This window comes from Algoriella xinjiangensis (genome assembly GCF_900115015.1).
GTDB classification, from domain to species: Bacteria; Bacteroidota; Bacteroidia; order Flavobacteriales; family Weeksellaceae; genus Empedobacter; species Empedobacter xinjiangensis.
Map to the genome: position 1 here is coordinate 164,293 of NZ_FOUZ01000003.1, position 26,244 is coordinate 190,536.

General features: G+C 32.6%; 19 protein-coding genes. 12 read left to right on the plus strand and 7 right to left on the minus strand.

From position 1 onward, the window contains the following. Nucleotides 1–44 precede the first annotated feature (44 nt). The 6 genes from hisB to BM072_RS03920 all read right to left on the minus strand — a co-directional run bounded on the left by hisB (nucleotide 45) and on the right by BM072_RS03920 (nucleotide 6,030). The gene (hisB, locus tag BM072_RS03895; RefSeq protein WP_092906889.1) at nucleotides 45–1,178 is read right to left on the minus strand and encodes a bifunctional histidinol-phosphatase/imidazoleglycerol-phosphate dehydratase HisB; all 1,134 of its coding nucleotides are present in this window, start codon (nucleotides 1,176–1,178) and stop codon (nucleotides 45–47) included. Between the two features lie 34 nt (nucleotides 1,179–1,212). Further along, nucleotides 1,213–1,575: a four helix bundle protein gene (locus BM072_RS03900; RefSeq protein WP_092906747.1), complete on the minus strand. Its 363-nt coding sequence runs from the start codon at nucleotides 1,573–1,575 to the stop codon at nucleotides 1,213–1,215. 64 nt (nucleotides 1,576–1,639) lie between these two features. Next, nucleotides 1,640–2,698, minus strand: coding sequence for a histidinol-phosphate transaminase (gene hisC / locus BM072_RS03905; protein ID WP_092906749.1), 1,059 nt, complete (start codon nucleotides 2,696–2,698; stop codon nucleotides 1,640–1,642). A gap of 55 nt (nucleotides 2,699–2,753) precedes the next feature. Further along, on the minus strand, nucleotides 2,754–4,055 hold the full coding sequence (hisD, locus tag BM072_RS03910) for a histidinol dehydrogenase (RefSeq protein WP_092906751.1): 1,302 nt from the start codon (nucleotides 4,053–4,055) through the stop codon (nucleotides 2,754–2,756). Nucleotides 4,056–4,057: 2 nt separating this feature from the next. Then, entirely contained in the window at nucleotides 4,058–4,915 is an 858-nt protein-coding gene (hisG, locus tag BM072_RS03915) for an ATP phosphoribosyltransferase (protein WP_092906753.1), read from the minus strand. Nucleotides 4,916–5,154: 239 nt separating this feature from the next. Continuing rightward, nucleotides 5,155–6,030, minus strand: a complete 876-nt coding sequence (locus tag BM072_RS03920; protein WP_092906755.1) for a T9SS type A sorting domain-containing protein — start codon at nucleotides 6,028–6,030, stop codon at nucleotides 5,155–5,157. A gap of 153 nt (nucleotides 6,031–6,183) precedes the next feature. Here BM072_RS03920 and hflX point away from each other — a divergent pair, with 153 nt between their 5' ends. Next, a complete protein-coding gene (gene hflX, locus BM072_RS03925; RefSeq protein ID WP_092906757.1) occupies nucleotides 6,184–7,422 on the plus strand; it encodes a GTPase HflX in 1,239 nt (412 codons plus the stop codon). Between the two features lie 66 nt (nucleotides 7,423–7,488). Continuing rightward, the gene (locus tag BM072_RS03930) at nucleotides 7,489–8,199 is read left to right on the plus strand and encodes a DNA alkylation repair protein (protein ID WP_092906759.1); all 711 of its coding nucleotides are present in this window, start codon (nucleotides 7,489–7,491) and stop codon (nucleotides 8,197–8,199) included. A gap of 48 nt (nucleotides 8,200–8,247) precedes the next feature. Here the strand turns inward: BM072_RS03930 and BM072_RS03935 are convergent, their stop codons facing one another. Beyond that, complete coding sequence (locus BM072_RS03935) at nucleotides 8,248–8,955, minus strand: Crp/Fnr family transcriptional regulator (RefSeq protein WP_092906761.1); 708 nt, start codon at nucleotides 8,953–8,955, stop codon at nucleotides 8,248–8,250. Between the two features lie 77 nt (nucleotides 8,956–9,032). On the opposite strand from BM072_RS03935, the gene BM072_RS03940 reads away from it, so the two are divergent. The 10 genes from BM072_RS03940 (at nucleotide 9,033) to sov (ending at nucleotide 26,234) form a co-directional block, all read left to right on the plus strand. Beyond that, complete coding sequence (locus BM072_RS03940) at nucleotides 9,033–11,429, plus strand: heavy metal translocating P-type ATPase (RefSeq protein WP_092906763.1); 2,397 nt, start codon at nucleotides 9,033–9,035, stop codon at nucleotides 11,427–11,429. Nucleotides 11,430–11,508: 79 nt separating this feature from the next. Beyond that, on the plus strand, nucleotides 11,509–11,673 hold the full coding sequence (gene ccoS, locus BM072_RS03945) for a cbb3-type cytochrome oxidase assembly protein CcoS (RefSeq protein ID WP_092906765.1): 165 nt from the start codon (nucleotides 11,509–11,511) through the stop codon (nucleotides 11,671–11,673). Further along, entirely contained in the window at nucleotides 11,673–13,940 is a 2,268-nt protein-coding gene (ccoO, locus tag BM072_RS03950) for a cytochrome-c oxidase, cbb3-type subunit II (RefSeq protein WP_092906767.1), read from the plus strand. Before ccoS ends, ccoO begins: the two co-directional genes overlap by 1 nt. Further along, entirely contained in the window at nucleotides 13,940–14,140 is a 201-nt protein-coding gene (locus BM072_RS03955) for a hypothetical protein (RefSeq protein ID WP_092906769.1), read from the plus strand. The genes ccoO and BM072_RS03955 overlap by 1 nt, the downstream gene beginning before the upstream one ends. Then, complete coding sequence (locus tag BM072_RS03960; RefSeq protein WP_092906771.1) at nucleotides 14,137–15,084, plus strand: cbb3-type cytochrome c oxidase N-terminal domain-containing protein; 948 nt, start codon at nucleotides 14,137–14,139, stop codon at nucleotides 15,082–15,084. Before BM072_RS03955 ends, BM072_RS03960 begins: the two co-directional genes overlap by 4 nt. 97 nt (nucleotides 15,085–15,181) lie before the next feature. After that, nucleotides 15,182–16,663 (plus strand): cytochrome c oxidase accessory protein CcoG, encoded by a 1,482-nt coding sequence (gene ccoG / locus BM072_RS03965; protein ID WP_092906773.1) that lies wholly within the window; start codon nucleotides 15,182–15,184, stop codon nucleotides 16,661–16,663. A 4-nt stretch (nucleotides 16,664–16,667) separates the two neighbouring features. Then, nucleotides 16,668–17,111, plus strand: a complete 444-nt coding sequence (locus BM072_RS03970; RefSeq protein ID WP_092906775.1) for a FixH family protein — start codon at nucleotides 16,668–16,670, stop codon at nucleotides 17,109–17,111. Beyond that, nucleotides 17,096–17,812 (plus strand): sulfite exporter TauE/SafE family protein, encoded by a 717-nt coding sequence (locus tag BM072_RS03975; protein WP_092906777.1) that lies wholly within the window; start codon nucleotides 17,096–17,098, stop codon nucleotides 17,810–17,812. Before BM072_RS03970 ends, BM072_RS03975 begins: the two co-directional genes overlap by 16 nt. 605 nt (nucleotides 17,813–18,417) lie before the next feature. After that, nucleotides 18,418–18,999, plus strand: coding sequence for a Holliday junction branch migration protein RuvA (gene ruvA, locus BM072_RS03980; RefSeq protein WP_092906779.1), 582 nt, complete (start codon nucleotides 18,418–18,420; stop codon nucleotides 18,997–18,999). Continuing rightward, nucleotides 18,999–26,234: a T9SS outer membrane translocon Sov/SprA gene (gene sov, locus BM072_RS03985; protein ID WP_092906781.1), complete on the plus strand. Its 7,236-nt coding sequence runs from the start codon at nucleotides 18,999–19,001 to the stop codon at nucleotides 26,232–26,234. The genes ruvA and sov overlap by 1 nt, the downstream gene beginning before the upstream one ends. Nucleotides 26,235–26,244: the final 10 nt, after the last annotated feature.

Here is a 26,244-nt window from a genome sequence, read left to right on the forward strand (position 1 = left end):
CATGCAGAATAAAATCCTGAGAACTTATAACTAAGAACTTAAGTCTACAACATTCCTTTTGTGCTTGGTAAAATCATTTTGTTTGGATCACGTTTTACGGCCACTTTTATAGCTTTCGCAAATGCTTTAAAAATCGATTCTATTTTGTGGTGCTCGTTTGTTCCTTCGGCCTTGATATTTAAGTTGGCTTTTGCGCCGTCTGTAAAAGATTTGAAGAAGTGATAAAACATTTCGGTTGGCATTTGACCAATCATTTCACGCTTAAAATCAGCGTCCCAAACCAGCCAATTTCTTCCACCAAAATCAATCGCAGCTTGCGCCAAACAATCGTCCATTGGCAAGGTAAATCCGTAACGCTCGATGCCTAATTTATTCCCCAAAGCTTGCGCAAAAACTTCGCCCAAAGCGATCGCCGTATCTTCAATTGTGTGGTGTTCATCAACTTCTAAATCGCCATCAACTTTGATTATCAAATCCATTTGTCCGTGACGCGCAATTTGATCTAACATGTGATCGAAAAAGTGAATTCCAGTTGAAATATCAGACTTTCCAGTTCCGTCCAAATTTAAGTCAATCTTGATTTTAGTTTCGTTGGTATTTCTTTCGATTGAAGCCGAACGATTTTCTAATTTCAAGAATTCATAAATAGCTTTCCAAGACGTTGTTTTCAGCGAAATTGCATCATTTAAATCTTTATTATCCGAAATTTCTTCTGCACCCAAAGCTTCATCATTTGCAATAAAAATTCCTTTCGAGCCTAGGTTTTGAGCCAATTTAATATCGGTAATTCGATCGCCAATCACATAAGAATTTGCTAAATCATAATCCGAATTATTGATGTATTTTGTTAACAAACCCGTTTCTGGCTTACGTGTTGGAGCATTTTCGCGCGCAAAAGTTTTATCGATGTAAATATCTTCGAATTTTACACCTTCATTTTCGAAAGCTTTTATAATAAAATTTTGAATTGGCCAGAATAATTCTTCTGGATGCGCGTCCGTTCCCAAACCATCTTGATTGGTTACCATTACCAATTCATAATCCAACTCTTTGGCAATTTTCGCCATATAGGTGAAAGCTTCCGGATAGAATTCTAACTTCTCGAAACTGTCCACTTGATAATCGGCAGGCTCTAAAATTAAGGTTCCGTCGCGATCTATAAATAGTATTTTTTTCATGTTGTTTAAGATGTAAGTTATAAGATGTAAAGATTTAAGGCTTTTGACTTCGAATAAATTTTTCATAACCATTCAAAAGTTTGCCTATTTCTTCTGCGTCTTTCATCAATTCATAATAATTATTTTCTGTGATATAATTCAAATCTTTACTTAATATTAAAAAATATTTTACTTCTTCTAAAGAGCCTTCAGCAATATTGATAAAACTGAGTTGATGCGGAATAGTTTTCTTCTTTTTTCCTTCCACAATATTTGCAGAAATAGAAACCGCTGCTCTTCGCATCTGACTGGTTAAACCATAAATTTCTTCACGAGGAAAATCAGTCGTTATTTTATAAATATTTAAAACCAAAAAATGTGATTTTTGCCAAACAATAAGATCTTTAAAAGTTGCCATAATTTATAATTTTAAGATGATAAGATATTTTAAATTTAATGAATTATTTTTCAGTTCTTATGTCTTAAATCTTACGACTTAAGTCTGTCAAAGTTTCTATTAATTTACTGTTTTCTTCTTCCGTTCCAACTGTTATTCTTAGGCAATTTTCGCATAAATCATCATTCGTTCGGTTTCTGATAATGATTCCTTTTTCTAGAAATTCGTCGTATCGTTTATTGGCGTTATCTACTTTTATTAGTATGAAATTAGCATCACTTGGATAGATTTTTTCAACAAAAGAACAATTTTCTAAAGCTTGTTTTAAAACGGCTTTTTGCTCGATTAAAACTTGCATTATTGCGTTGATTTTCTCATAATCTTTAAGAATTTCAATCGCTTTATTTTGTGTTAATTGATTGACATTATAAGGAGGTTTAATTTTGTTTAAAACCGAAATAATTTCTTTCCTTGCGTATAAAATTCCTAATCGAATTCCAGCCAAACCAACTGCTTTAGACAAGGTTTGAGTAACAATAATGTTAGGGTAATTTTCTAATTCATAAATCCAAGATTTTTCATCACAAAAATCAATATAAGCTTCATCGATAACTACTAAGCCATCAAAATTTTCAACAATTTCTGTTAGTGTATTTCGTTTGATAATTTCTCCTGTCGGATTATTTGGCGAACACAAGAAAATCATCTTTGTATTGGCATCAACTTTAGAAAAAATATCATCTAAATTTGGTTGAAAATCGGTAATATTCAATAATGATTTTCGATATTCAACAGCATTTAAATTCGCTAAAACCGAATACATTCCGTACGATGGCGAAATTGAAATAACATTGTCTTGATTGGGTTCGCAAAATGCTCTAAAAATCAAATCTAAAACTTCGTCGCTTCCATTTCCTAACACCATGTTTTCAGTCGAAATATTTTTAATTTGACTTAAAATTTGTTTCAAATCACGTTGTTGTGGATCAGGATAACGATTCAATCCATTGTTGTAAGGATTTTCGTTGGCATCTAAAAAAATCAAATCTTTAGAAGCGTCTTTAAATTCGTCTCGAGCCGATGAATAGGCTTTCATGGCCAAAATATTGGGACGAATAATTTTATTTAAATTAAAGTTTTTCATTTTTAATAGTTGTAAGATATAGGATATTAAGATGTAAGATTTTTTGAATGTTATTTTATGACTGTGAAATCTTATTTCTTAAATCTAACAATCTTAGTGATACTGCATTTTTGTGCGCAAATAATTCCTCGGCTTCGGCCATTAATTCGATTGCTGGACCAATATTTTGAATTCCTTCCGCTGATAATTTTTGGAACGTAATTTTCTTGATAAAACTATCGAAAGAAACTCCCGAATAATTTTTCGCATACCCATTTGTTGGCAACGTGTGATTGGTTCCTGAAGCGTAATCTCCAGCGCTTTCGCACGAATAATTTCCTAAGAAAACAGAACCTGCATTGATGATTTTCGGAATATAATTTTCTGCGCTTTCACAAGCAAAAATTAAATGTTCGGGTGCGTAAATATTAGAAAAAGAAAGACATTCATCAATTGAATTTAATACAATTCCTCTTGAATTTTCTAAAGCTTTTGCTGCAAATTCTGCGCGTGGCAAAACAGCTAATTGAGATTCTAATTCAATAATTGTTTCGTTCAAAGTTTGCTCATTATTCGTCAACAAAATCACTTGAGAATCGCTTCCGTGCTCGGCTTGCGACAATAAATCGGCAGCCACATATTTAGGAACAGAAGTTTCATCGGCAATCACCAAAACTTCACTTGGACCAGCGGGCATATCAATCGCAACGCCAAAATTTTGAGCCACTTGCTTTGCTGCCGTTACATATTGATTTCCTGGGCCAAATATTTTATCAACTTTCTGAATTGTTTCTGTACCAAAAGTTAACGCGCCAATCGCTTGAATTCCGCCAACTTTATATATTTTTTCAATTCCAATTAAATTCGCTGTATATAAAATCGCAGGATGAATTTTACCTTTTTTGTTAGGCGGCGTGCACAAAATAATGTTTTTGCAACTCGCTAAATTCGCAGGAATTCCTAACATTAAAGTCGTAGAAAATAATGGCGCCGTTCCGCCAGGAATATAGATTCCTACGTTTTCGATTCCGCGGGATTCTCTCCAACAATTAACACCTTTTGTGGTTTCAATAACATTAATTTCTTCACGTTGAGCCGTGTGAAACTTCTCAATATTAGAAGCTGCTAATTGAATCGCTTGTTTTAAATCTTCCGAAATTAACGATTTAGCCTCTTCAATTTCATCAACAGAAACGGCTAATTTTTCAATTTTAACTTGATCGAATTTCTCCGTAAAATCGATTAAAGCTTGATCTTTATTTGTTTGAATTTCATTAAAAACATCCAAAACAAGTGCTTGTAAATCTTGCGCTTCTTTTGTTGGTCGCTTGGTTAATTCCGTCCAATCAGAAAGTGGTGGATTGATATAAGTTTTCATAATTATAAAATCATTTTTTCAATTTCTAAGACCAAAATTCCTTCAGCACCAAAAGCTTTTAATTGTTCGATAATATCCCAAAAAGTATCTTCCTTGATTACGGTATGAACTGATGACCAGCCTTTTTCGGCCAATGGAAGCACAGTTGGCGATTTCATGCCTGGTAATAAAGTGATGATTTCGTCTAATTTATCGTTTGGCGCATTTAGTAAAATGTATTTGTTTTCTGAAGATTGTTTGACAGCTTCGATTCGGAATAATAAACGATCTAAAATCGCTTGTTTTTCTGCGTCTAAATTTTGATTTCCGATTAAAACTGCTTGAGATTCTACGACTGTTTCAACTTGTTTTAAACCATTTGTTAGTAAAGTTGAACCAGTAGAAACGATATCGAAAATGGCGTTTGCTAAACCAATACTTGGTGCGATTTCTACGCTTCCGCCGATTTCTTCAATCTTTACATTGATGTTATTTTCTTGGAAGAAATTTCTTAGTATTGTTGGATATGAAGTGGCTATTTTTTTGCCTTCGAAATAAGTTAAATCTGTGTAGATTTCGTCTTTTGGAATGGCTAAACACATTTTGCATCCGGCAAAACCTAATTGACGAATACTTGTTACGTCTTTATTTTTTTCCCAAACTTCGTTTTCGCCTAAAATTCCTATGTCAGCAACACCTTGTTCTACATATTGCGGAATATCGTCGTCGCGAAGAAACAAAACTTCGATAGGGAAATTAGAAGATTCGGTTCTTAATTTTCGGTTACTTGTAGAGATTTTAATCCCACAATCTTTTAATAAATCAAGTGATTTTTCACTTAGTCTTCCACTTTTTTGAATGGCTATTTTTAATTTACTCATTTTAGTTTTTATTAATTTTGAGTAAATCGATGCGGAAAGTGCGTTATGAAAGCATAAAAAAATCCCGATTGATTTACTCAAACGGGATTAGATATTTTGATAAATTAATTACATATCACTATCTGCTCGCTTGAGTGCAAGTATGATGGTGATGATGATGTAATTGATTTGTAAACATTTTCTTTATTTGTTGTGTCAAATGTATAAATGATTTTTGAAACAAATTAAAAAATAAGTAATTATTTTTTGATAAATTTCTTAGAAAGGATTTTATCTCCTGTTTTTATTTTGATAATATAGGTTCCTGTATTTAAATGTTCTACATTGATTGATTGTTGTTTATCTGATTTTAAAACAGATTTTCCAACTAAATTATATACCTCAATTGAATCTACTTTTTTAGTTGTACGAATATTTAAAATATCAGAAGTAGGGTTTGGGTAAACAGTGAATTGATTGTCTGAAAGATCTGTAGTAGCCATGTTTTCATTATTTGTAACATATACATTATCTACATAAAAACCAGAACCATAATTATCAAGTTCAAAATCAAATTCAACAATTTCTGTAGCTGTAGTATTCATTGTGCGCACCAATTTATTGTCTAAATAGTACTTAATTGTTTTTGTTGTTAAATCAATTTCAGATTTAATATTATACCATTTTTTAGGTGTCCAAGTGCCAACTTCTTCAAAATCTGCATCTGCTCCAATTGAAATAGCGCCAGTGTAATCAAAATAAAATCCACCTAGATAATCAAAATCCGAATTGTATAAAGATAACATGTCATAATCCGAATTGTCGGTATCTTCTAAATAAACATCTGCAGAAAGTGTGAATTTAGAAAGTGTCGGTAATTCATATAAAATTCCTCCCCAATCACCTTCAGCAGCGGTATTTGTTTGTACATAAACAGAATTTACACCTTCAGAAGCTAATGTTTTTACGACATTAGAAGTACTTGAAGTAACATATCCCCAATTGTACCAATTTTGTTGCCCATTCATACTTCCTAATGTAAAACCTTCGGAAGTTTCGAAAGATATTTTTTTGCTTTGTGCAATAGTGTTAATCGATAAAATGCTTAATAAGCCAACTAGTAAATGTTTTTTCATATTGTTTTAATTTTTAAATATTTAAGAAGCAAAAATGAATTTTTTTTTTGAGATAAAAAATAAAACAATATTATATTTGAGTTAGGTATAATCCTTGCAGATAATAAATATATCTTTAATTTAGAGTAATTTTGTAAAAAATCTATTAAATAGATGTTAGAAAAAAAAGAAACACAATACGAAAAAGTAGTTTTAATTGGATTGGTTACACAAAAGCAATCTGAAGAAAAACTGACTGAATATATGGATGAATTAGAGTTCTTAACTTACACAGCTGGTGCTGAAGTTGCGACTCGTTTCACTCAGAAAGTTGACAAACCAGATCCCAAATTTTTTGTTGGGAGTGGAAAACTGAACGAAATTTTAGAATATGTTGTAGCAAATAATATTGATACATTAATTTTTGATGATGAATTATCACCATCTCAATTAAAAAATATCGAAAAAGTTGTAGAGCGTAAAGTAATTGATCGTACACAGTTAATATTAGATATTTTTGCACAACGTGCACAAACTTCTTATGCGCGTACGCAAGTAGAATTGGCACAATATCAATATTTATTACCTCGATTAACGCGTATGTGGACTCACTTAGAGCGTCAGCGTGGTGGTATTGGTATGCGTGGTCCTGGAGAAACAGAGATAGAAACGGATAGACGTATCATTCGTGATCGTATTACGTTGTTAAAAGATAAACTGAAAACGGTTGACAGACAAATGGCAACACAACGTAAAAATCGTGGTGCATTGGTTCGTGTGGCTTTAGTTGGTTACACAAACGTTGGTAAATCTACGTTGATGAATGTTTTGTCGAAGTCGGATGTTTTTGCAGAAGACAAATTATTTGCAACATTAGACACAACAGTTCGCAAAGTTGTAATTGGTAATTTACCATTTTTATTAACAGATACAGTAGGGTTTATACGCAAATTACCAACTCAATTGATTGAGTCATTTAAGTCTACATTAGACGAGGTTCGCGAAGCAGATTTATTGATTCATGTAGTTGATATTTCTCACGAAAGTTTCGAAGATCACGTAAATTCTGTAAACGAAATTTTAGCTGAAATCGATTCAAAAGATAAACCAACAATTATGGTTTTTAATAAAATTGATAATTTCTCATATATTGAGAAAGCTGAAGACGATTTATCTGAAATGAAATTCGAAAATTATTCGTTAGAAGATTGGAAACGTACTTGGATGTCGAAAAATGAATATGAAACATTATTTATTTCAGCAACAGAAAATGATAATTTAGAAGAATTACGAAAAGCACTTTACGAAAAAGTGAAAGAAATTCACATGAAACGTTTTCCGTACAATAATTTCTTATTTCAATATTATGAAGAGGAAGTTGAAGAAGAAGATGATTCTCAAGACGAAGAATAAAGTAAAAAGAGTTCAATTTATTGAGCTCTTTTTTTGTACATTCAAATTATAATTTTTTTTGAATTTATGGTTTTAAATGATATAAAATCGACACTTGCAGATTTATCGGATAAAGATAAATCTAAAATACTTTCGCGTTATTTCAAAACTGGAAAAGGAGAATATGGCGAAGGCGATATTTTTCTAGGAATTACGGTTCCTAATCAGCGTTTGGTTGCGAAAGAATTTTATCAAAAAGTTTCGTTGGAAGAAATTAAAGATTTGTTGAGTTTCGATATTCACGAATATCGCTTAACAGCTTTATTAATGTTAGTTTTGAAATACGAAAAATCTAAAAATGATAAAGAAAGAAAACAATTTATTGATTTTTATTTAAGTCAAACTGCTCGAATTAACAATTGGGATTTGGTTGATACAAGTTGTTACAAAATTTTAGGACATTATTGTTTTCATCACAAACAAGAGAATTTATTGTATGATTTGGCAAAATCGGATGATTTATGGGAAAAACGAATCGCAATTGTTTCGACTTATTGTTATATAAAAAATAAAACACTCGATATTGTTCCAGAAATTGTCGTGATGAATATAAATCATCCGCACGATTTAATGCACAAAGCAAATGGTTGGATGTTGCGCGAAATGGGAAAGCGCGATGAAGAAAAGTTGATTAATTTTTTGGATGAATTTGCAACCAAATTACCACGAACATCTTTGCGTTATGCCGTAGAAAAAATAGATCCTACATTAAAAGATTATTACATGAAATTAAAATAAAAAAAGTCGCTTAATAAGCGACTTTTTAAACGATATAAAAGTAAATTTTTATAAAATAACGTGACCTAATTTAGTTAATTTCTGATGATCTAAAACTTTAATTTTACGACCTTCAACTTCGATTAATTCATCGGTTTTGAATTCAGAAATTAATCGGATTGCAGATTCTGTCGCAGTTCCTATTAAATTGGCCATTTCTTCTCGTGTTAGCGAGATGTTGATAAAACCATCTTTATCTGTACCTAATTTTCCTTCTAATAAAAGTAAAACTTCGGCCAAACGTTCTCTTACTGTTTTTTGTGCTAAATAAGTAATTGTACGTGCGTATTCACCTAAATCTTTTGCAATTCGTTGTAAAACATTAAAGGCTAATTTTGGATTAACTTCTAATAATTTTAAAAAGAATTTTTCTGGAATATAGTAAATTTCAATTGGCGTCATTGCAGTAGCAGATGCACCAAAAACTTCTTGACTCAAAATAGATCGATAACCAATGATATCTCCTTCGTTTATGAAACGTAGAATTTGCTCTTTGCCGTTAAAACCTATTTTGAAAAGTTTGGCTGTTCCTTTCATTACGCAGTAGATTCCTTTCGGTGTATTACCTTCTTGGATAATTTCGTCCCCTTTTTTTAGGTTAAAAATCTTTTTCTCTTGCTCAAACTCCAATAATTCCTCTTTACTAAAAACCCCAAAAGACTCTGGGTTATCAAACATCGCTTTAATCGACTCTACATTCTCATTAAACTCTGACATCTCCTAATAGTTTATGACTTAATTCATACAAAGTTAACGTTAATTCTGCTAAAAGGAAAGTATTTTTGTAAAATAGTATGGAAGAGAATTGTTTTCATTGCGGTCAACGAATTGAAGAAGAGGTTATTCAGTTCGATGAAAAGGACTTTTGCTGTCAGGGTTGTAAAACTGTTTATGAAATTTTAAATGTAAACGATTTAAAAGATTATTATGATCTTAATCGTAACGCAGGTGTGCGTCCGGATGCCAAAAGTAATCATCAATTTGATTTCTTAAATACAAAAGAAATCTTTGATAAAGTTGTCGATTTTTCTGATGACGGTATTACTGTTGTCTCCTTTTATGTGCCAGTTATGCACTGTACTTCGTGTGTTTGGTTGTTAGAAAGTTTAAATACAATCAATCCAAATATTATTTCGTCTAATGTAAATTTTACGCAAAAAACGGTTCAAGTTACTTTTCGCGAAGAAAATCTACAATTGGGCGATTTAGCCAGATTTATTACAAATTTGGGGTACAAACCATCTATAAATCTTAAAACTTTAGATAAAAAGAAGAAAAGTAAAGTAGACAGAGCGCTGGTTAGCAAACTTGTAATTGCAGGTTTTTGCTTCGGTAATATTATGTTGCTTTCTTTTCCCGAATATGTAGAGGTTTTTGGCGAAGTAAAAGAACAATGGTTAGACCAAAACAAAGGCTATTTTAGATGGTTGATGTTTGCCTTGTCATTACCTGTTTTCTTTTATTCTTCTACAGATTATTTTGTGTCTGCGTGGCAAGGTATAAAAAACAAATACATTAATATAGATGTGCCAATTGCGTTAGGAATTATCGTGATTATGTTCAAATCAACTTACGATATCATTTTTGATATTTCACCAGGTTATTTTGATACATTGGCGATGTTGCTATTTTTGATGTTAACTGGTAAATGGTTTCAACAACAAACCATGCAAGCGTTGGCTTTTGATCGCGATTATAAATCGTTTTATCCAATTGCAGTTGCCAAAATGGTTGATGGACACGAACAACCAATTTTATTATCCGAATTAAAAAAAGGTGATCGTATATTAATCAGAAACGAAGAAATTATTCCCGCAGATGCTATTTTAATGAAAGGCGAAGCGATGATTGATAATTCGTTTGTAACGGGCGAAGCAAGATTAATTCCGAAAAAAGCAGGTGATAAAATTTTTGCTGGAGGAAAACAATCTGGTCATGCAATTGAGTTAGAAATAATTTCGGATGTTAACCAAAGTTATTTAACGCAATTGTGGAATAACGATGCTTTTCAGAAAGAAGAATCAGAGTTAAATGCGCTAACCAATAAAATCAGTCATTATTTTACCATTATAATTCTTTGTATCGCGGTTATTTCTGCGGTTTATTGGTTTTATCACGATTCGTCTAAAGTTTTAGATGTTGTAACAGCTATTTTGATAATTGCTTGTCCATGTGCGCTTGGTTTGTCGTCGCCATTTATTTTGGGACACATGATGCGTATTTTCGGAAACAAGAAGTTTTATGTTAAAAATACATCGACTGTCGAGCGAATGGAGCGAATTACAGATGTTGTTTTTGATAAAACGGGAACAATTACAGAAAGCGACGAAGCACAAGTAAAATATGAAGGAAAAGAGTTAACAGATTACCAAAAACAGTTGGTAAAAGCATTAATTAGAAATTCTAATCATCCATTAAGTCGCACGCTCTATAAAAAGATGGAAGTGGATGATCATTTACCAATTCATAATTACGAAGAAATTGTAGGAAAAGGACAACAAGGCGAAGTTGATGGTCATCGTGTAAAAGTTGGTTCGCGTACTTTTGTCAATACAGTTTTTAATGAAAATACATTAAATCAATCTCAAGTATTTATTGCAATTGATGACGAAGTTTTTGGTAAATTTGCGTACACAAATCGATACCGAAGAGGTTTAAATGATTTGTTGAAGGAGTTGAATGACTATCAATTACACGTTTTGTCGGGAGATAATGATTCTGAAAAAAGATATTTAGAAACTGTTTTTCCAGCAAATGCGAAATTAATCTTTAATCAATCACCATCTGATAAGTTAGAGTACATTAAGCAGTTAGAATTGGAAGGTAAAAAGGTTTTGATGTTGGGAGATGGGCTGAATGACGCTGGTGCATTGAAACAAAGTACAGTTGGAATTTCAATTTCTGAAGACATTAATAGTTTTTCGCCTTCGTGTGATGGTATTTTAGATGCAAAAAGTTTTGAAGCAATTCCAAATTTTTTGAAATTATCTAAAACAACAATGAAATTTGTAAAGATCGCATTCTTTATCAGTTTTATGTATAATATAGTCGGTCTTAGTTTTGCTGTAACTGGTTATTTACAGCCTGTTGTAGCGGCAATATTGATGCCGATAAGTTCTATTTCTGTGTTAATTTTTGCAACCGCAAGTACGCGAATTGCAGATAAATTAACAAAATGGAATTTAGATTGATTTTAAATTAGAGATATAGATACTGCTGTGACCAAAATCATTGTGATAAGAACTTACGGCTTTGTAATTTTGTACGGCTATGGGGATATTATTATTAATGATATTGGTAAGTGTCTCTTTGGGGGCAATTTTTCTTTTTTTATTCTTTTTAGGGTATAAGAAAGGACAGTTTGATGAAGACGAATCTCCAGCAGTGAGAATGTTAAAAGATGATAAAAAAACACAAGATAAAATCGACTCATAATGCAAATGCAGACTTTTAGTTACGACAATAAGATCGTAAAGTATTTCCTTTATGCCACATTGTTTTGGGCAGTTATGGCATTTTTCTTTGGTGTGTTGGTAGCAACTTTGTTGTTTTTTCCTACGTTACCCGAATATATCTTCGGATCGGATGACGGTACAATTGGAGGAAACATCCAAGGGTTAGTCAACTCGCAAGGAAAACTTGGTTTTGGTAGATTAAGAATGATTCACACAACATTTGCGGTATTCGCCTTTGTTGGAAACTCTTTCTTTACTGGAGCTTATTATTCAATGCAAAGGTTGTTGAAAACCAGAATGTACAGCGATGTTTTAAGCTGGATCGTTTTCTGGGGATGGCAATTATTTATTGTATTATCATTTGTAACATTTATCTTAGGATACAACACTTCTAAAGAGTATGCTGAGCATGAATGGCCAATTGATATTTTGATCGCGTTAGTTTGGGTATTGTTTGGAGTTCAAATGTTCTTCACAATTTCTAAACGTCGTGTACGTCACTTGTATGTAGCAATTTGGTTCTATATCGGAACTTGGGCGGCTATTACAATGTTACATGTATTCAATAACTTGGAAATTCCAGTTACTTTCAGCTTAACAGCTCCAAAATCGTATTCTTTATACTCAGGAGTTCAAGATGCGTTAGTGCAATGGTGGTATGGACATAATGCAGTAGCATTTTTCCTTACAACACCTATTTTAGGATTAATGTACTATTTTGTACCTAAAGCTGCAAATAGACCAGTATTCTCATACAAATTGTCTATTATTCACTTCTGGTCATTAATCTTCATTTATATTTGGGCTGGTCCACACCACTTGATTTATACATCATTACCAGGTTGGGCACAAGCATTAGGGACAGGTTTCTCAATTATGCTTATTGCACCATCATGGGGAGGTATGTTAAATGGATTATTGACACTACGTGGAGCTTGGGATAAAGTAAGAGAAAATCCTATTTTGAAATTCTTTGTTGTAGCTTTAACATGTTATGGTATGGCCACATTTGAAGGTCCATTGCTAGCTACAAAAACATTAAATAAGATTGGTCACTTTACAGACTGGGTACCTGCTCACGTACACGTAGGAACGTTAGGATGGAATGGATTTATCGCATTTGGTATGATTTATTATTTAGTACCAAAACTTTTTAATACAAAATTAGCATCTGTTAAGATGGCTAATGCTCACTTCTGGATTGGTACATTTGGTATCTTATTTTGGGTTATCCCAATGTATGTTGCTGGTTGGACACAAGGTTTAATGTGGAAACAATTTGCAGCAGACGGAACATTAGAATATGGTAACTTTTTACAAACAGTTACAATTCTTAAACAATGGTTATATCCATTACGCGCATTTGGTGGTACATTATATTTGATTGGATCAATTTTAATGATTATCAATGTTGTTAAAACAGTAAAAGCTGGATCATTTGTAAATAATGAAGAAGCAGAAGCTCCTGCATTAGCGCCAAAAACGGCAGCTCGTACACAAGGAGAAGGCGTACACTCTTGGATTGAGAGAACACCAATCGTATTAACAATAGGTGCTGTATTAACATTGGCTGTTGGTGGTTTAGTAGAAATTGTACCAACAATTGTAATTAAATCAAACGTACCAACAATCGCAAGTGTAAAACCTTACACACCATTAGAGTTAGAAGGTCGTGATTTATATATTAGAGAAGGTTGTAACGCATGTCACACACAAATGGTTCGTCCATTCCGTGATGAGGTAAAACGTTATGGTGAATACTCTAAAGCTGGAGAATTTGTATACGATCACCCATTCTTATGGGGATCTAAACGTACAGGTCCAGATTTACACCGCGAAGGAGGTAAAAATCCAGACGCTTGGCATTACAAACACATGTGGAATCCACGTTCTACATCAGACGGATCTATCATGCCTCGTTACCCATGGTTAATTGAAAACAAATTAGACCGCGAGTTAACACGTGATAAAATGAAATCTATGGTTGCATTAGGAGTTCCTTACCAAGACGAAGATTTTGATAGTATGAAAATTTCTATGGACAAACAAGCACTTGCTATTGAAACAAGTATCTTTAAAGATGCATCTGACTTAAAAGAGTTATATGCTAAAAAAGAAGCTGAAGCAAAAGCACAAGGTAAAGAATTTGTACCATTGAGAGATCGTGAGATTACAGCATTAATCGCTTTCTTACAACGTTTAGGAGTAGATATTAAAGCTGACCAAATTGAGACAGCAAGTAACTAATGTTAAAATATTATAAAGAATTCCTATCTCAGTATGAGTATGCATCTTTGTTGCAGACCTTAATTTTAATCGGATTCGTAACCGTTTTTGTAACGATATTTATCCGAGTTGCAAAAAAACCAAAAGGTTATTATAAAGATAACGAGTCTGCCGCACTAGATTTAGAATCAGAAGAGAACGAAAAAAATAATACAAAATGAGACAACGTACCCCGGCTTATATATTTATTCCATTAACGCTATTAGCAGTAATCTTAGCGTTTACAATGGTAACGCCAGTAGATGTGGTGCCAGAACCAGGTTTCCAAGGAATGATCCATAACTTGTTAGAGCATTTGAAACATGTTTTTGTACAAGGAATCTTCTGGGCGGTATTAGCAGTTGCTATTGTGATGCTTTTAATCATCAATGCTTTAAACAAAGTTGTTGAAGCAGAAAGATTTAAAAGACTATCACAAGAAGAACAAAATAAATACTTGGAAGATAGTAAAATTGGTTACTTCAAAAAATTATTTGGTAGTGCAGCGAAAAAGCAATCAGATCAAGAAGAAGAAGCAATTATCTTAGACCACGGTTTTGATGGAATCAAAGAGTTAGACAACGCTTTACCTCAATGGTGGTTATCTTTATTCTATTTCGGAGTAGTATTTATGATTGTTTATGTAATGGCATATAGTTTTACAGACTTTGCACATGCAGACACGGAATACCAAGAAGAAATGACTTACAAAGACAAAGTGGATAGTATTTGGGCTGTTGCAAATGATATTGATATCACAGGCGCAGTTAACAAATCTAACGATCCAGCAATTGTAGAGCAAGGAGCAAAAATATTTGCTCAAAATTGTGTACAATGTCACATGGAAGGAGGTAAAGGAGGTATTGGACCAAACTTAACTGACGACTATTGGGTAAATCATGTAGAAGATAGCTTATTCAAAAACATTTATCATATTGTTTATGACGGTTCTCCTCATAACCCTCAAATGCGTGCCTTTGGTCAACGCAAAGAGTTATCAGGTTTAGCAATCGAAAAAGTAGCTTCTTATGTTTATTTTATCAACCAAAAAGAACCTACTAAAACAGTAGCGGAAGGAGCAGCAGCTCCGCAGGGAGATTTAATGGAAGCATGGAAACAAAAATAAATTGTTTTACATACAAATATCATTAGGAAGAGAGCTTATTTATAAGCTCTCTTCCTTTTTTTAGTCGTAAATTTGTTAGAGATATAAAATTCGTAAAATGAGTGCACCTAATTCAGAACCAAGAGATGAATTTCATTTAGATGATTATTTAAAAGAGAATGATCAGATGAAAGAAGATGTTCGTTCGTCAATTGGAACAATGGAAAAATCGGGTAAACGAAAATGGGTTTATCCTAAAAAACCACGTGGTAAATTTACCAACTACAGAACTTACGTAAGTTATGTTTTGTTAACCATCTTAATTGTTACTCCATTTATAAAATTACCAAACGGTAATCCATTATTTAAATTTGATGTATTAAACAGCCAATTCGTTATTTTTGGTTTTCCATTCTTTACATCCGACTTTTTCTTGTTGGCTTTAGGAATGATTACAACCATCATTTTCATCGTATTATTTACGATGGCTTATGGACGATTGTTTTGTGGCTGGGTTTGTCCGCAAACCATCTTTTTAGAAATGGTTTTCCGTAAAATAGAATATGCAATTGAAGGTGATCGTGCCAAACAAATTCGTTTAGATAAACAAGATTGGGACGAAGAAAAAATTCGTAAAAAATTATTAAAATGGACAATTTTCGCCATTTTATCCTTCATCATAGCAAATGTATTTTTAGCTTACATAATAGGCGCTGATGCATTATATGCATTAATCCAAGATGGACCAGTAGATCATCTTGGTACATTATTCGGATTAATATTTTTCTCGGCAATGTTTTACTTTGTATTCGCATGGTTCCGCGAACAAGCATGTACATTGGTTTGTCCTTACGGACGTTTTCAAGGTGTTTTAATCGATTCGCATACAATTAATGTTGCGTATGATTTTAAACGAGGAGAAGGAACAGAAGGTCGTGCGAAATTCAGAAAAAATGAAGACCGTAAAGCCGAAGGTAAAGGAGATTGTATTGACTGTGGACAATGTGTGGCAGTTTGTCCTACCGGAATTGATATTCGCGATGGTATACAATTAGAATGTGTAAACTGTACAGCTTGTATTGACGCTTGTGACGATGTAATGTTGAAAGTTGGTTTACCAACAGGACTAATTCGTTATGCTTCGGAAGATGATATTAAGAAAGGAGAAAAATTTAAATTTACAAAACGATTAGCAGCATACACAGTTGCATTATTGCTTTTGATTGCAGCAATGACAGTTTTCTTATTTTCTCGACCAGATGTAGAATCAAAATACTTAAAAGTTCCGGGAACAGATTATAAAGTAGAAGGAAAATATTATGTCAATCAGTTTGAATATACGTTGTACAACAAGACAAATAAAGACCAAGTTGTAACGTTAAAACTTTTATCTCATCCAAATTCTAAAATAGAAATGTATGAAGGTGAAAATAAATTAAACTTAGAAAAAGGTCAAATCGTTCAAGGAAAATTTTATTTAAAAGTTCCGACAAGTGCAGTTAAATCTTACAAAGAAAAAGTTGTAATAGGTTTAATAAATAACAAAGGAAAAGTAATCGATAAATACGAAACGAGCTTCTCAGCTCCATTTAAATATTAAAAAAATGAAATTAAATTGGGGACATTATGTAGCAATAGCATTAGGATGTTTTATGATATTCATTTTATCATTGTTATATTTTGCAGGTGATACAGGCGGTATGGTAACCGAAAATTACTATGAAAAAGAGATTCATTTTCAGGATGAAATTAATGCAGAAAAACGTGCAAATGCTTTAAAAGAAAAACCAGAAATTATTTTGCAAGCCAACGGATTTTTATTTCAATTTCCGGCAACTACAACAGCAGATTTTTCGGGCGATATATTTTTATTACGTAACGACGACGAAACAAAAGACGTAAAAACAGTGATAAAATTATCAGACAAAAAGAATTTTTTACTTCCATCAGTTAAATTAGTAGACGGCGTTTACGAGTTAACATTGAGCTGGAAAGAAAATAACCAAACATATTTGATTAAAAAGTCCATTCGATGGATTTCACAATAATCATAATAGCACTTTCTATAGGTCTTACATCATCCCTGCATTGCGTGGGGATGTGTGGCCCTATTGCATTATCACTTGGGTTAGAATCTCAAGACAAATTAAAATTTACACTTCGTAACTTAACGTACCAACTTGGTCGCGTAACAACATACACAATTCTTGGTGCCATTTTAGGATTAATTGGCGAATCGTTCAAATTTGTAGGTTTACAAAATTATCTAAGTATTTTGATTGGTGTTTTGATGATTATTATGGTCATGATTCCAAAATTCTATGAAAACGGCGCAACACAACTTCAGCCAATAAATGCATTGATGGTTAAGGTTAAAATTTCTTTGGGAAAATATTTAATCAAAAAAGACTCATCATCACTTTATATCATCGGTTTACTTAACGGTTTATTGCCATGCGGAATGGTTTATGCATCTTTAACCGCAGCAATAGGTTTAGGATCTGTTTACAAAAGCGCATTGTTTATGTTTTTCTTTGGTTTAGGAACATTACCATTGATGTTTGCAACCGTTTTATTCGGAAATTTTTTATCCGTAAAACAACGTCAAACTATTCTGAAAGTTTTACCAATAATCACATTGATATTAGGAATTTTATTTATTCTTCGCGGATTAGAACTTAATATACCTTACATTTCTCCATCTAAAGCTGCTTTACAGCTAAACGGAATGGATGATCATACGATGTAGTAAGAATCAATTTTATTTTAAAGAATTATTATCAACTTATATATTTAATCTCTATTAGAAAATTTATAAGAACATGAAACAAATTGGAATCTATTTTATATTAAAATATTTTATTTTTTTTTAATAAGTACAATAATTGATCAAAATTTTTCAATTTTCAGAATTGATAAAATAAAAAAAATTGAAGATTTTTTCTTTTATTTTTGGATAATATTATTTTTTCCTATTTTGAATTTTATAGTTTTTTCACTTCTTATTTATTTTTCATTTAAACTCAAAAAAGTTTTCAAAATAATTTTTAATATAATATTTATTATACTCGAAATATTTATTTTTATATATTTTACATCACAAAAATTTATTTTAAATTATCAATTAGTATTACTTTTTACAATAAGTGTAGTAATGTTTTATTTTCTATTTAAAAACAAGATATTTATTAATTTAAATGAGAATTAAGAAAGATACACTTACTTCATTCTAACACTATATTTCTACACTAAATTTTAATTAAAAATCCATCATTCTAAAACTTTTCATCCTTTCAAAATAAATTGTATTTTTGGCGTTATCACGTTATGTGGTGTAACTAAATAAACTTCAAAATGATAACACAATTAAGAGGTAAATTAATCGAGATTTATCCAACAAATGCTGTAATAGATTGCAATGGCGTAGGATATTGGGTCAACATTTCTCTAAATACATATTCAACTTTAGAACACGAAGAAGCAGTTACAATTTTTACACATTTAATTGTTCGCGAAGATGCGCATTTACTTTATGGATTTGCAACAAAATTAGAACGCGAAATTTTTCAGAAATTAATTAGCGTTAACGGTGTTGGTCCAGCATCGGGAATGATGATGATTTCTACATTATCTTCAAAAGAAATTGCAACTGCAATTGCAACAGAAGATGTAAAAGTATTGCAAAGTGTAAAAGGAATTGGTGCAAAAACAGCACAAAGAATCATCATTGATTTGAAAGATAAATTGGATCAAAACTTAATTCAAGATGTTAATTCAGGGTCGGTTAAAAATAAATCTAAGAATGAAGCGTTATCTGCTTTAGAAGTTTTAGGAATTCCTAAAAAGACTGCAGAAAAAATAATGGATAAAATTGTACAAGATAATCCAGATGCAGACGTAGAATTCTTAGTAAAAGAAACCTTGAAGAAAATTTAATGAAGATTCACCGCGAACCAAAATCTATTCGTAAAGGCTCTACCATAGCCGCTTTGTGTTTCCTTTTTGCAATGGGAATAGCAAGCGATGTTATGGCGCAAGAAAGTGATACTCTAAAGTTTCCTATCCGAGATCAAAAAGGTGGGTTATTTTTAGATAATCAAGTAAAATACGATGTTCAATATGATGCAATTACGCGTCAATATATCTTATATCCTCAAATTGGAACAAGTTTAGTCTCTGATCCAATTTATTTAACGCGACAAGAATATCTTACTCTGGTTCAGAATCAAGATATGAAAAGTTATTTCCGAACAAAATCACAAACAAACGATCAGTTTTACCGTGAACAACGTTTTGGAGATAAAGAACAGAAAAAAGAGGGAAGTATTTTACCAAGTTTTCGTGTAAAATCTAAAGCATTCGAAACCATTTTTGGAGGATCAGAAATACAACTGATTCCACAAGGTTACGTTAATTTAGATTTGGGCGTTTTCTTGCAAAAGATAGACAATCCAATGCTTTTACCACAAAACCGTCAAACGCTTACAATGGATCTTAACCAACGTATGCAAATGAGTATTTTGGGAAAAGTCGGCGAAAATCTCCAAATGAAAGTAAATTATGATACTCAAGCTGGTTTTGGTTTTGAGAATCAAATGAAATTACAATGGAGAAAAGCCTTGGGTAACAAATCTGATCCTTTTGGTGGAGAAGATGATATTTTACAAAACGTAGAGTTAGGAAATATCTCGATGCCATTAAGCACATCATTAATTACTGGTGCGCAATCTCTTTTTGGAGTTAGAACGGATTTAAAATTTGGTCGTACAAATGTAACAGCAGTTTTCTCGGAACAACGTTCGGAGGCTAAAAATATAGTTGTACAAGGCGGTGGTGTAATGACTGATTTTAAAGTTGCGGCAGAAAAATATGAATATAACCGACACTTTTTCTTAGGTCAATATTTTAGAAATTCTTACGACAGAGCATTATCTAATTATCCAGCAATTAACAGTAATATTAATATTACGCGAGTAGAAGTTTGGAAAATTGATAAATCTGGAGGAAATCAACCAAATAGACGTTCGGTTATCGCGATTCGTGATGTTGCCGAAAGCAATTCTGTTCCTAATAATAGTAACAATCAACTTTACGATAATCTTGTTAATCAAAATTTTCAAAGCATAAGTCAAGCTAGAGGTTTTCTGAATAGTTATTCATTTAATGGACAACAATTTCAAGACGGAGAAAATTTTGTCGTAAACGAAAATGTTAGAAAACTTGATGCTTCTGAATATACATTTTACCCAAAATTAGGTTACGTTTCGTTAAACACACCTTTGGTAGATGGTGAAGATTTATTAGCAGTATCATTTCAATATACATTAAGCAGCGATCCAACAAAAGTGTACCAAGTTGGTCAAATGTCTGATACTAATTCGGGTCCACTTATTGCAAAATTAATCAAGCCAAATTCGGCAGTTAATGTTGCTTCGCCAATGTGGGATTTGATGATGAAAAATATTTATTCGTTAAATGCTTATGGTGTTTCGAGTGAAGATTTTATGTTGAATGTTAATTTTAAAGACAACAGCGAAAATTCTTCTGGAACTCTAAATTATCTTCCTAATTCTGCAATTGCAGATCAATCGTTAATCCAAGCTTTAAACATGGATAGATTGAATTCGAATGGACAATTACAACAAAATCCTGATGGAACAAAAGGTGATGGTCTATTCGATTTTCAACAAGGTATTACAATTGATACAGAAAGAGGAAATATTGTTTTTACAACGGTAGAACCTTTTGGTAAATATTTGGATGGTAAATTAAAAGGACAAAATCCTGAATATGTTTTTAATCAAATATATAAGCAATTACCAAATACTTTATCTGGAGAAAAATTAGCCAATCGATATACATTAGAAGGACGATATAAAGGAACTGTAACAGACGGTATTCCGTTGGGTGCATTTAACGTACCACAAGGTTCTGTAAAAGTAACTTCTGGTGGTGCAACTTTGACAGAAGGTGTAGATTATACGGTAGATTATCAGTTGGGTCGTGTAAAAATCATCAACGAACAACTTAAAAATTCTGGCGCATCAATCAATGTTAGTTTAGAAAATCAATCGACGTTTAATCTTCAGAAAAAACGTTTCATGGGAATTAATGTCGAGCATAAATTTAGTGATAAATTTATGTTAGGCGGTACATTAATCAATTACCAAGAACGTCCAGTAACGCAAAAAACACAATTTGGTTCGGAGCCTGTAAACAATACAATTTTCGGACTTAATACACAATATAACTCAGAAGCTGAGTGGTTAACTCGTTTAACAAATAAAATTCCGGGAATTAAAACAGACCAAATGTCTAACATTAGTGTTCAGGCAGAAGCGGCTTATTTAATGCCAGGAATCAACAAAGTAACAAGTGGTTATTCGTATATCGATGATTTCGAAGAATCGCAATCTCGTATCAGTTTATTGGATATAGGCTCGTGGAAATTTGGTTCTACGCCAGGTAAACCAGCTGGTTATCCAAATAGTTATCACCCATTTTTCCCGAATGGAATGAAAAATAACGACCTAACTTTTAACAATGGTCGTAAAATGCTTTCATGGTATACAATTGATCCTCGTTTTTATGGTTTAGGCGGAAGCTCACCATTAACGGATCAGCAAATGTCTAATCACAGAGCGCGTCGTGTAAAATTAAAAGAGCTTTTTGATCAACGCGATGTTATGGCTGGTACAAATTCGTACATCAGCACATTAGACATGACTTTTTATCCAGAAGAAAGAGGACCGTATAACGTTAATCCAAATTCTAGCGATACAAAAAATTGGGGAGCAATGATGCGCCCAATATCAGTTTCTAACTTCAAAGATTCGAATGTAGAATACATCGAATTTTGGATGATGGATCCTTATGCAGACGGTAATGGAGGCGATGGAGAACTTTTGGTACATTTAGGAAACGTTTCTGAAGATGTATTGAAAGATGGCGAAATGATGTACGAAAACGGAATGCCACATTCGGCAAACGGAGCTGTTACAACAAAAACTAATTGGGGAAAACAACCACAACTAAATCCTATTTTATATGCGTTTGATACCGAAGGTGCAGCGCGTAAAGAACAAGATTTAGGTTTTAATGGTTTAAATGATGCAGAAGAAGCATCTTTATATGGTATTTCGACAAACAATTTAATTACAGGAGAATTAGATCCTGCGAATGATAATTATGTTTTCTTTTTAGATGATCGTTTTAGAGGAGCATCTATCGGAAATACAGTGCAAGACCGTTACCGTTTCTTTAGAAATCCACAAGGAAATAATTCTACAGATAATCCACTTCACGCTTCATCTTTAACACCAGATGTAGAAGATATTAATGGTGATTATAATTTAGATCAAACAGAAAACTATAATCAGTATTCGTTAAAAATTACCAGACAAAGTTTAGAAGATCAAGACAATAAATTTATTGTTGCAAGAAAAACGGTTAAAGGAGAATTTCCTGACAAATCGCAACATGATGTCAAATGGTACCAAGTTCGTATTCCAGTTGATAATTTTGACTTGGATATTGATGGCGATGGTGTAGAAGAATTAAACAACGATGCGTCTATTTCGCAAGCAGAAAGCGTATTAACAGCTGCACGTTTTATGCGTGTTGTGATGCGTGGTTTTGAGGAAGAAACAACACTTCGTTTTGGTACATTTGATTTGGTTCGATCTGAATGGAGAAGATATCCAAAAAATATTTATCCTTTAATTGTAAGTAACCAAGAAGGAGCCGAAGAAGATAAAAATATTGACGATTTAGAAATTGGTGAAGTAAGTATTGAACGTAACGGGACAGATAAACCTCGTTATATGATTCCGCCAGGTGTTTACCGCGAGCAAACACAAGGTGCATCGGGATATCAATCGCAAAACGAAGCTTCGATGACGTTGAAAGCGAAGTTTAAGCCAGGAAGTACATCAAAAGCAATTTTTAAGAATACTAATTTAGATTTAAGACGATACAAAAAATTAGAAATGTTTGTATCTGCTCAAAACTTATTAAACAAAACAAGTAACGAAATTGATAATGGTACAAAATTATTTATTCGTTTAGGTAGTGATTATACCGATAACTACTACGAATATGAAATGCCAATAAAATATACGCCAGAAAGTGCAACAACAGAAAGTTCTATTTGGCCAGATGATAACTTTATTAATTTAACAACTGATTTATTTACAGATGCTAAAAAACAAAGAGATTCGGACGGTTTTAGTACATTACAGCGTTATAATTTTCCGTTTGATACAGAAAATCCAAACAAAACAGTTTATGTAAAAGGACGACCAACGTTAGGAAATGTATCGTCTATCATGATTGGGGTGCGTAATACTTCGGGTTCTTCGGATAAAGAAGTTTTACTTTGGGTGAATGAATTGCGTTTAAGCGAAATTGATAACAAAGGTGGTTATGCAGCCGCAGCAAATATTCAATTTAATTTAGGAGATTTTGCAAATGTACAAGTTTCTGGTAGTACAAGTTCGGTTGGTTTTGGTGCTTTAGATCAAGGACCAGCGGGACGTAATCAAGACGAAGCTTTGCAATATGCTTTAAATGCAGAAGTAAAATTAGATAAATTTTTACCGAAGAAATGGGGAATGGAAGTTCCATTCAATTTCACGATTCAAGAAAGTTTTGTCGATCCAAAATATAATCCATTAGACAATGATATTATTTTTGATGAAGCGCCAAACAAAGCAGAATTAGAAAAAGTTGTACGTACATATACGCAGTTCAAAAGTTTTGCATTTAACAATGTAAGAAAAGTTAGATCGACAACAAATAACAATCCGATTCGTTTTTACGATCCATCAAACTTCTCAGTTTCGATGATGTATTCGGATAATTATTACCGCGATATTTATACGCAGTACAATGTTAATCAGCAATTACGCGCATCTGTAAATTATAATTTCGGCTTTAGAGGAAAATCGTACGAGCCTTTCAAAAAATGGAGAAAAGTACAACCAGGCGAAGAATCTGGTAAATATTTACAATTTGTTCGCGAGTTTAATATTAATCCATTACCAACACGTTTTTCTTTTAGAACAGAGGTTGCACGTACATATAGCGAAAGACAATATCGCGATATCAGTCAATATCTTGGCGGAAGTGGATCAACGCTTATTCGACCAACGTACAGTAATAATTTCTTGTTTAACTGGCAATATAATTTAGGTTTTGATTTGACAAAATCGTTGCGATTAGATTTAACATCATCTACAATGACATTGAATGATGGAACAACTTTTCAGCAAGCAGATCAAAATTTGATTTGGCAAAATCTATTTACAATAGGTCGTCCGGTGCAATATGATCAACAATTTCAAATCAATTATAAGTTACCTTTAAAATTCTTCCCGTATTTAAATTGGATTAATTTGGAGGTTGGATTTACATCTAATTATAACTGGATGGCGTCTTCTACAGCATTGCGAAACATAGAAACGGAAGTTTTAGATGTTAATGGAGTGCCTATTTATGACAATAATGGTGATCCTATTATGCGAGCTGCAGATTTAGGTCGCGGAACGGGACAAAATTCTAATTCGATTAATTTAATTGGAGATTTAGATTTCACGAAATTTTATCCAGAATTTAAAGGATACAAACGTTTCGATTCAATCCTAAAAGGTCGTCGTTCTGAGATAGATTCGTTAAACAATGTTTATACTGAATTGTTTGCGAAGAAAAATCGTCGTAACAAGAAATCAGCTTATAAGTTTAAGAATAAGTTTACAGCAAAAGATTATGGTTGGATGGTTTTATCGTCGTTAAAACGTGCAAACTTTAACTATAATCAACGTAATGGTGCAGTAGTGCCAGGATTATTGTACGAGCCAGGTTTCTTTGGTGTTGATGGTAAAAACGGACCATCTTTAGGATTTGTATACGGAACTCAGTTTGATATAAAACGTCAGTTGGTAGAAAACGGATTAGTTGTTGGTGACGAATTAATGACAGATGCATATCAGGTAACAAAAGGATCAGATTTTAATGCAACTGCGTTGATTGAACCAATTCCAGATTTACGAATTGACTTGAATGCAAAACGAATGAAAGATCGTCGTTTGTATCACACAAGTTTTAATCAATATGAAATTGTTAATGAAAAATTTAGATTCAAAAATCAATACATAGACGAATTAACAAATCTTAATATATCAACCGTAAGTTTTAAAACTGCATTTACAGATGGAGATGCAATTTTTAATCAATTTATAGAAAATACAAAAATAATTTCTGGACGATTAGGTAGAGCCAATGGTACTACTTCTGTCGATCAGTTAGGATATTATACTGGATATAGCGATAAAAGTTCGGACGTACTTTTGCCAGCATTTGTTTCGGCAATAGAAGGTAAAGATGCAGGTTCTTCTAAATTAGGATACAACCGCACAATTCCAATTCCGAACTGGAGAATTACGTATACTGGATTAAAATCAATTCCGATTATCAACAAATACTTTGATAATGTAGAAATTTCGAGTGCTTATAATTCAACTTACACGGTTACGGGCGTACAATCTAATCCAAACTATATGTTAGATGCTGGCGTAGTTGGTGGCGGATCGGTAACTGGAACAGATTTGAATGGGAATTTATACACACGAAATTTATATGGTGCAGTTACAATGATCGAATCTTTTTCGCCATTGTTAGGAGTAGATTTAACATTCCGTAACAGTATGCAAGTGCGTGCACAATATAACCGCGATCGTATGATTTCGTTAAGTACAACCAATTATACTTTTTCTGAAGATTATGGATCAGAGTTTATACTTGGTTTTGGTTATATTTTTAAGGATTTCAAAATGAAGATTCGTTACCAAGGAAATCAAAAAACGGTAAAAGGAGATTTAAATATTCGTGGAGATTTCTCGTTACGTGATAATCAAACAGTCATCAGAAAAATTATTTATAGTTATGATGATCCAATTGATACAACATTACCAACAGGAATTAATGGAGATTCTCAAATTACTGGAGGTCAGAGAATAATAACATTTAAGTTAACAGCAGATTATAATGTAAGCAAAAGTCTAAATTTGAGATTCTATTGGGATCAGATGATGAGCGAGTATAAAATTTCAACAGCTTTTCCAATTTCTCAAATTCGTGCCGGATTTAGTGCTACATTTACATTCGGAAATTAAAAACAATAAA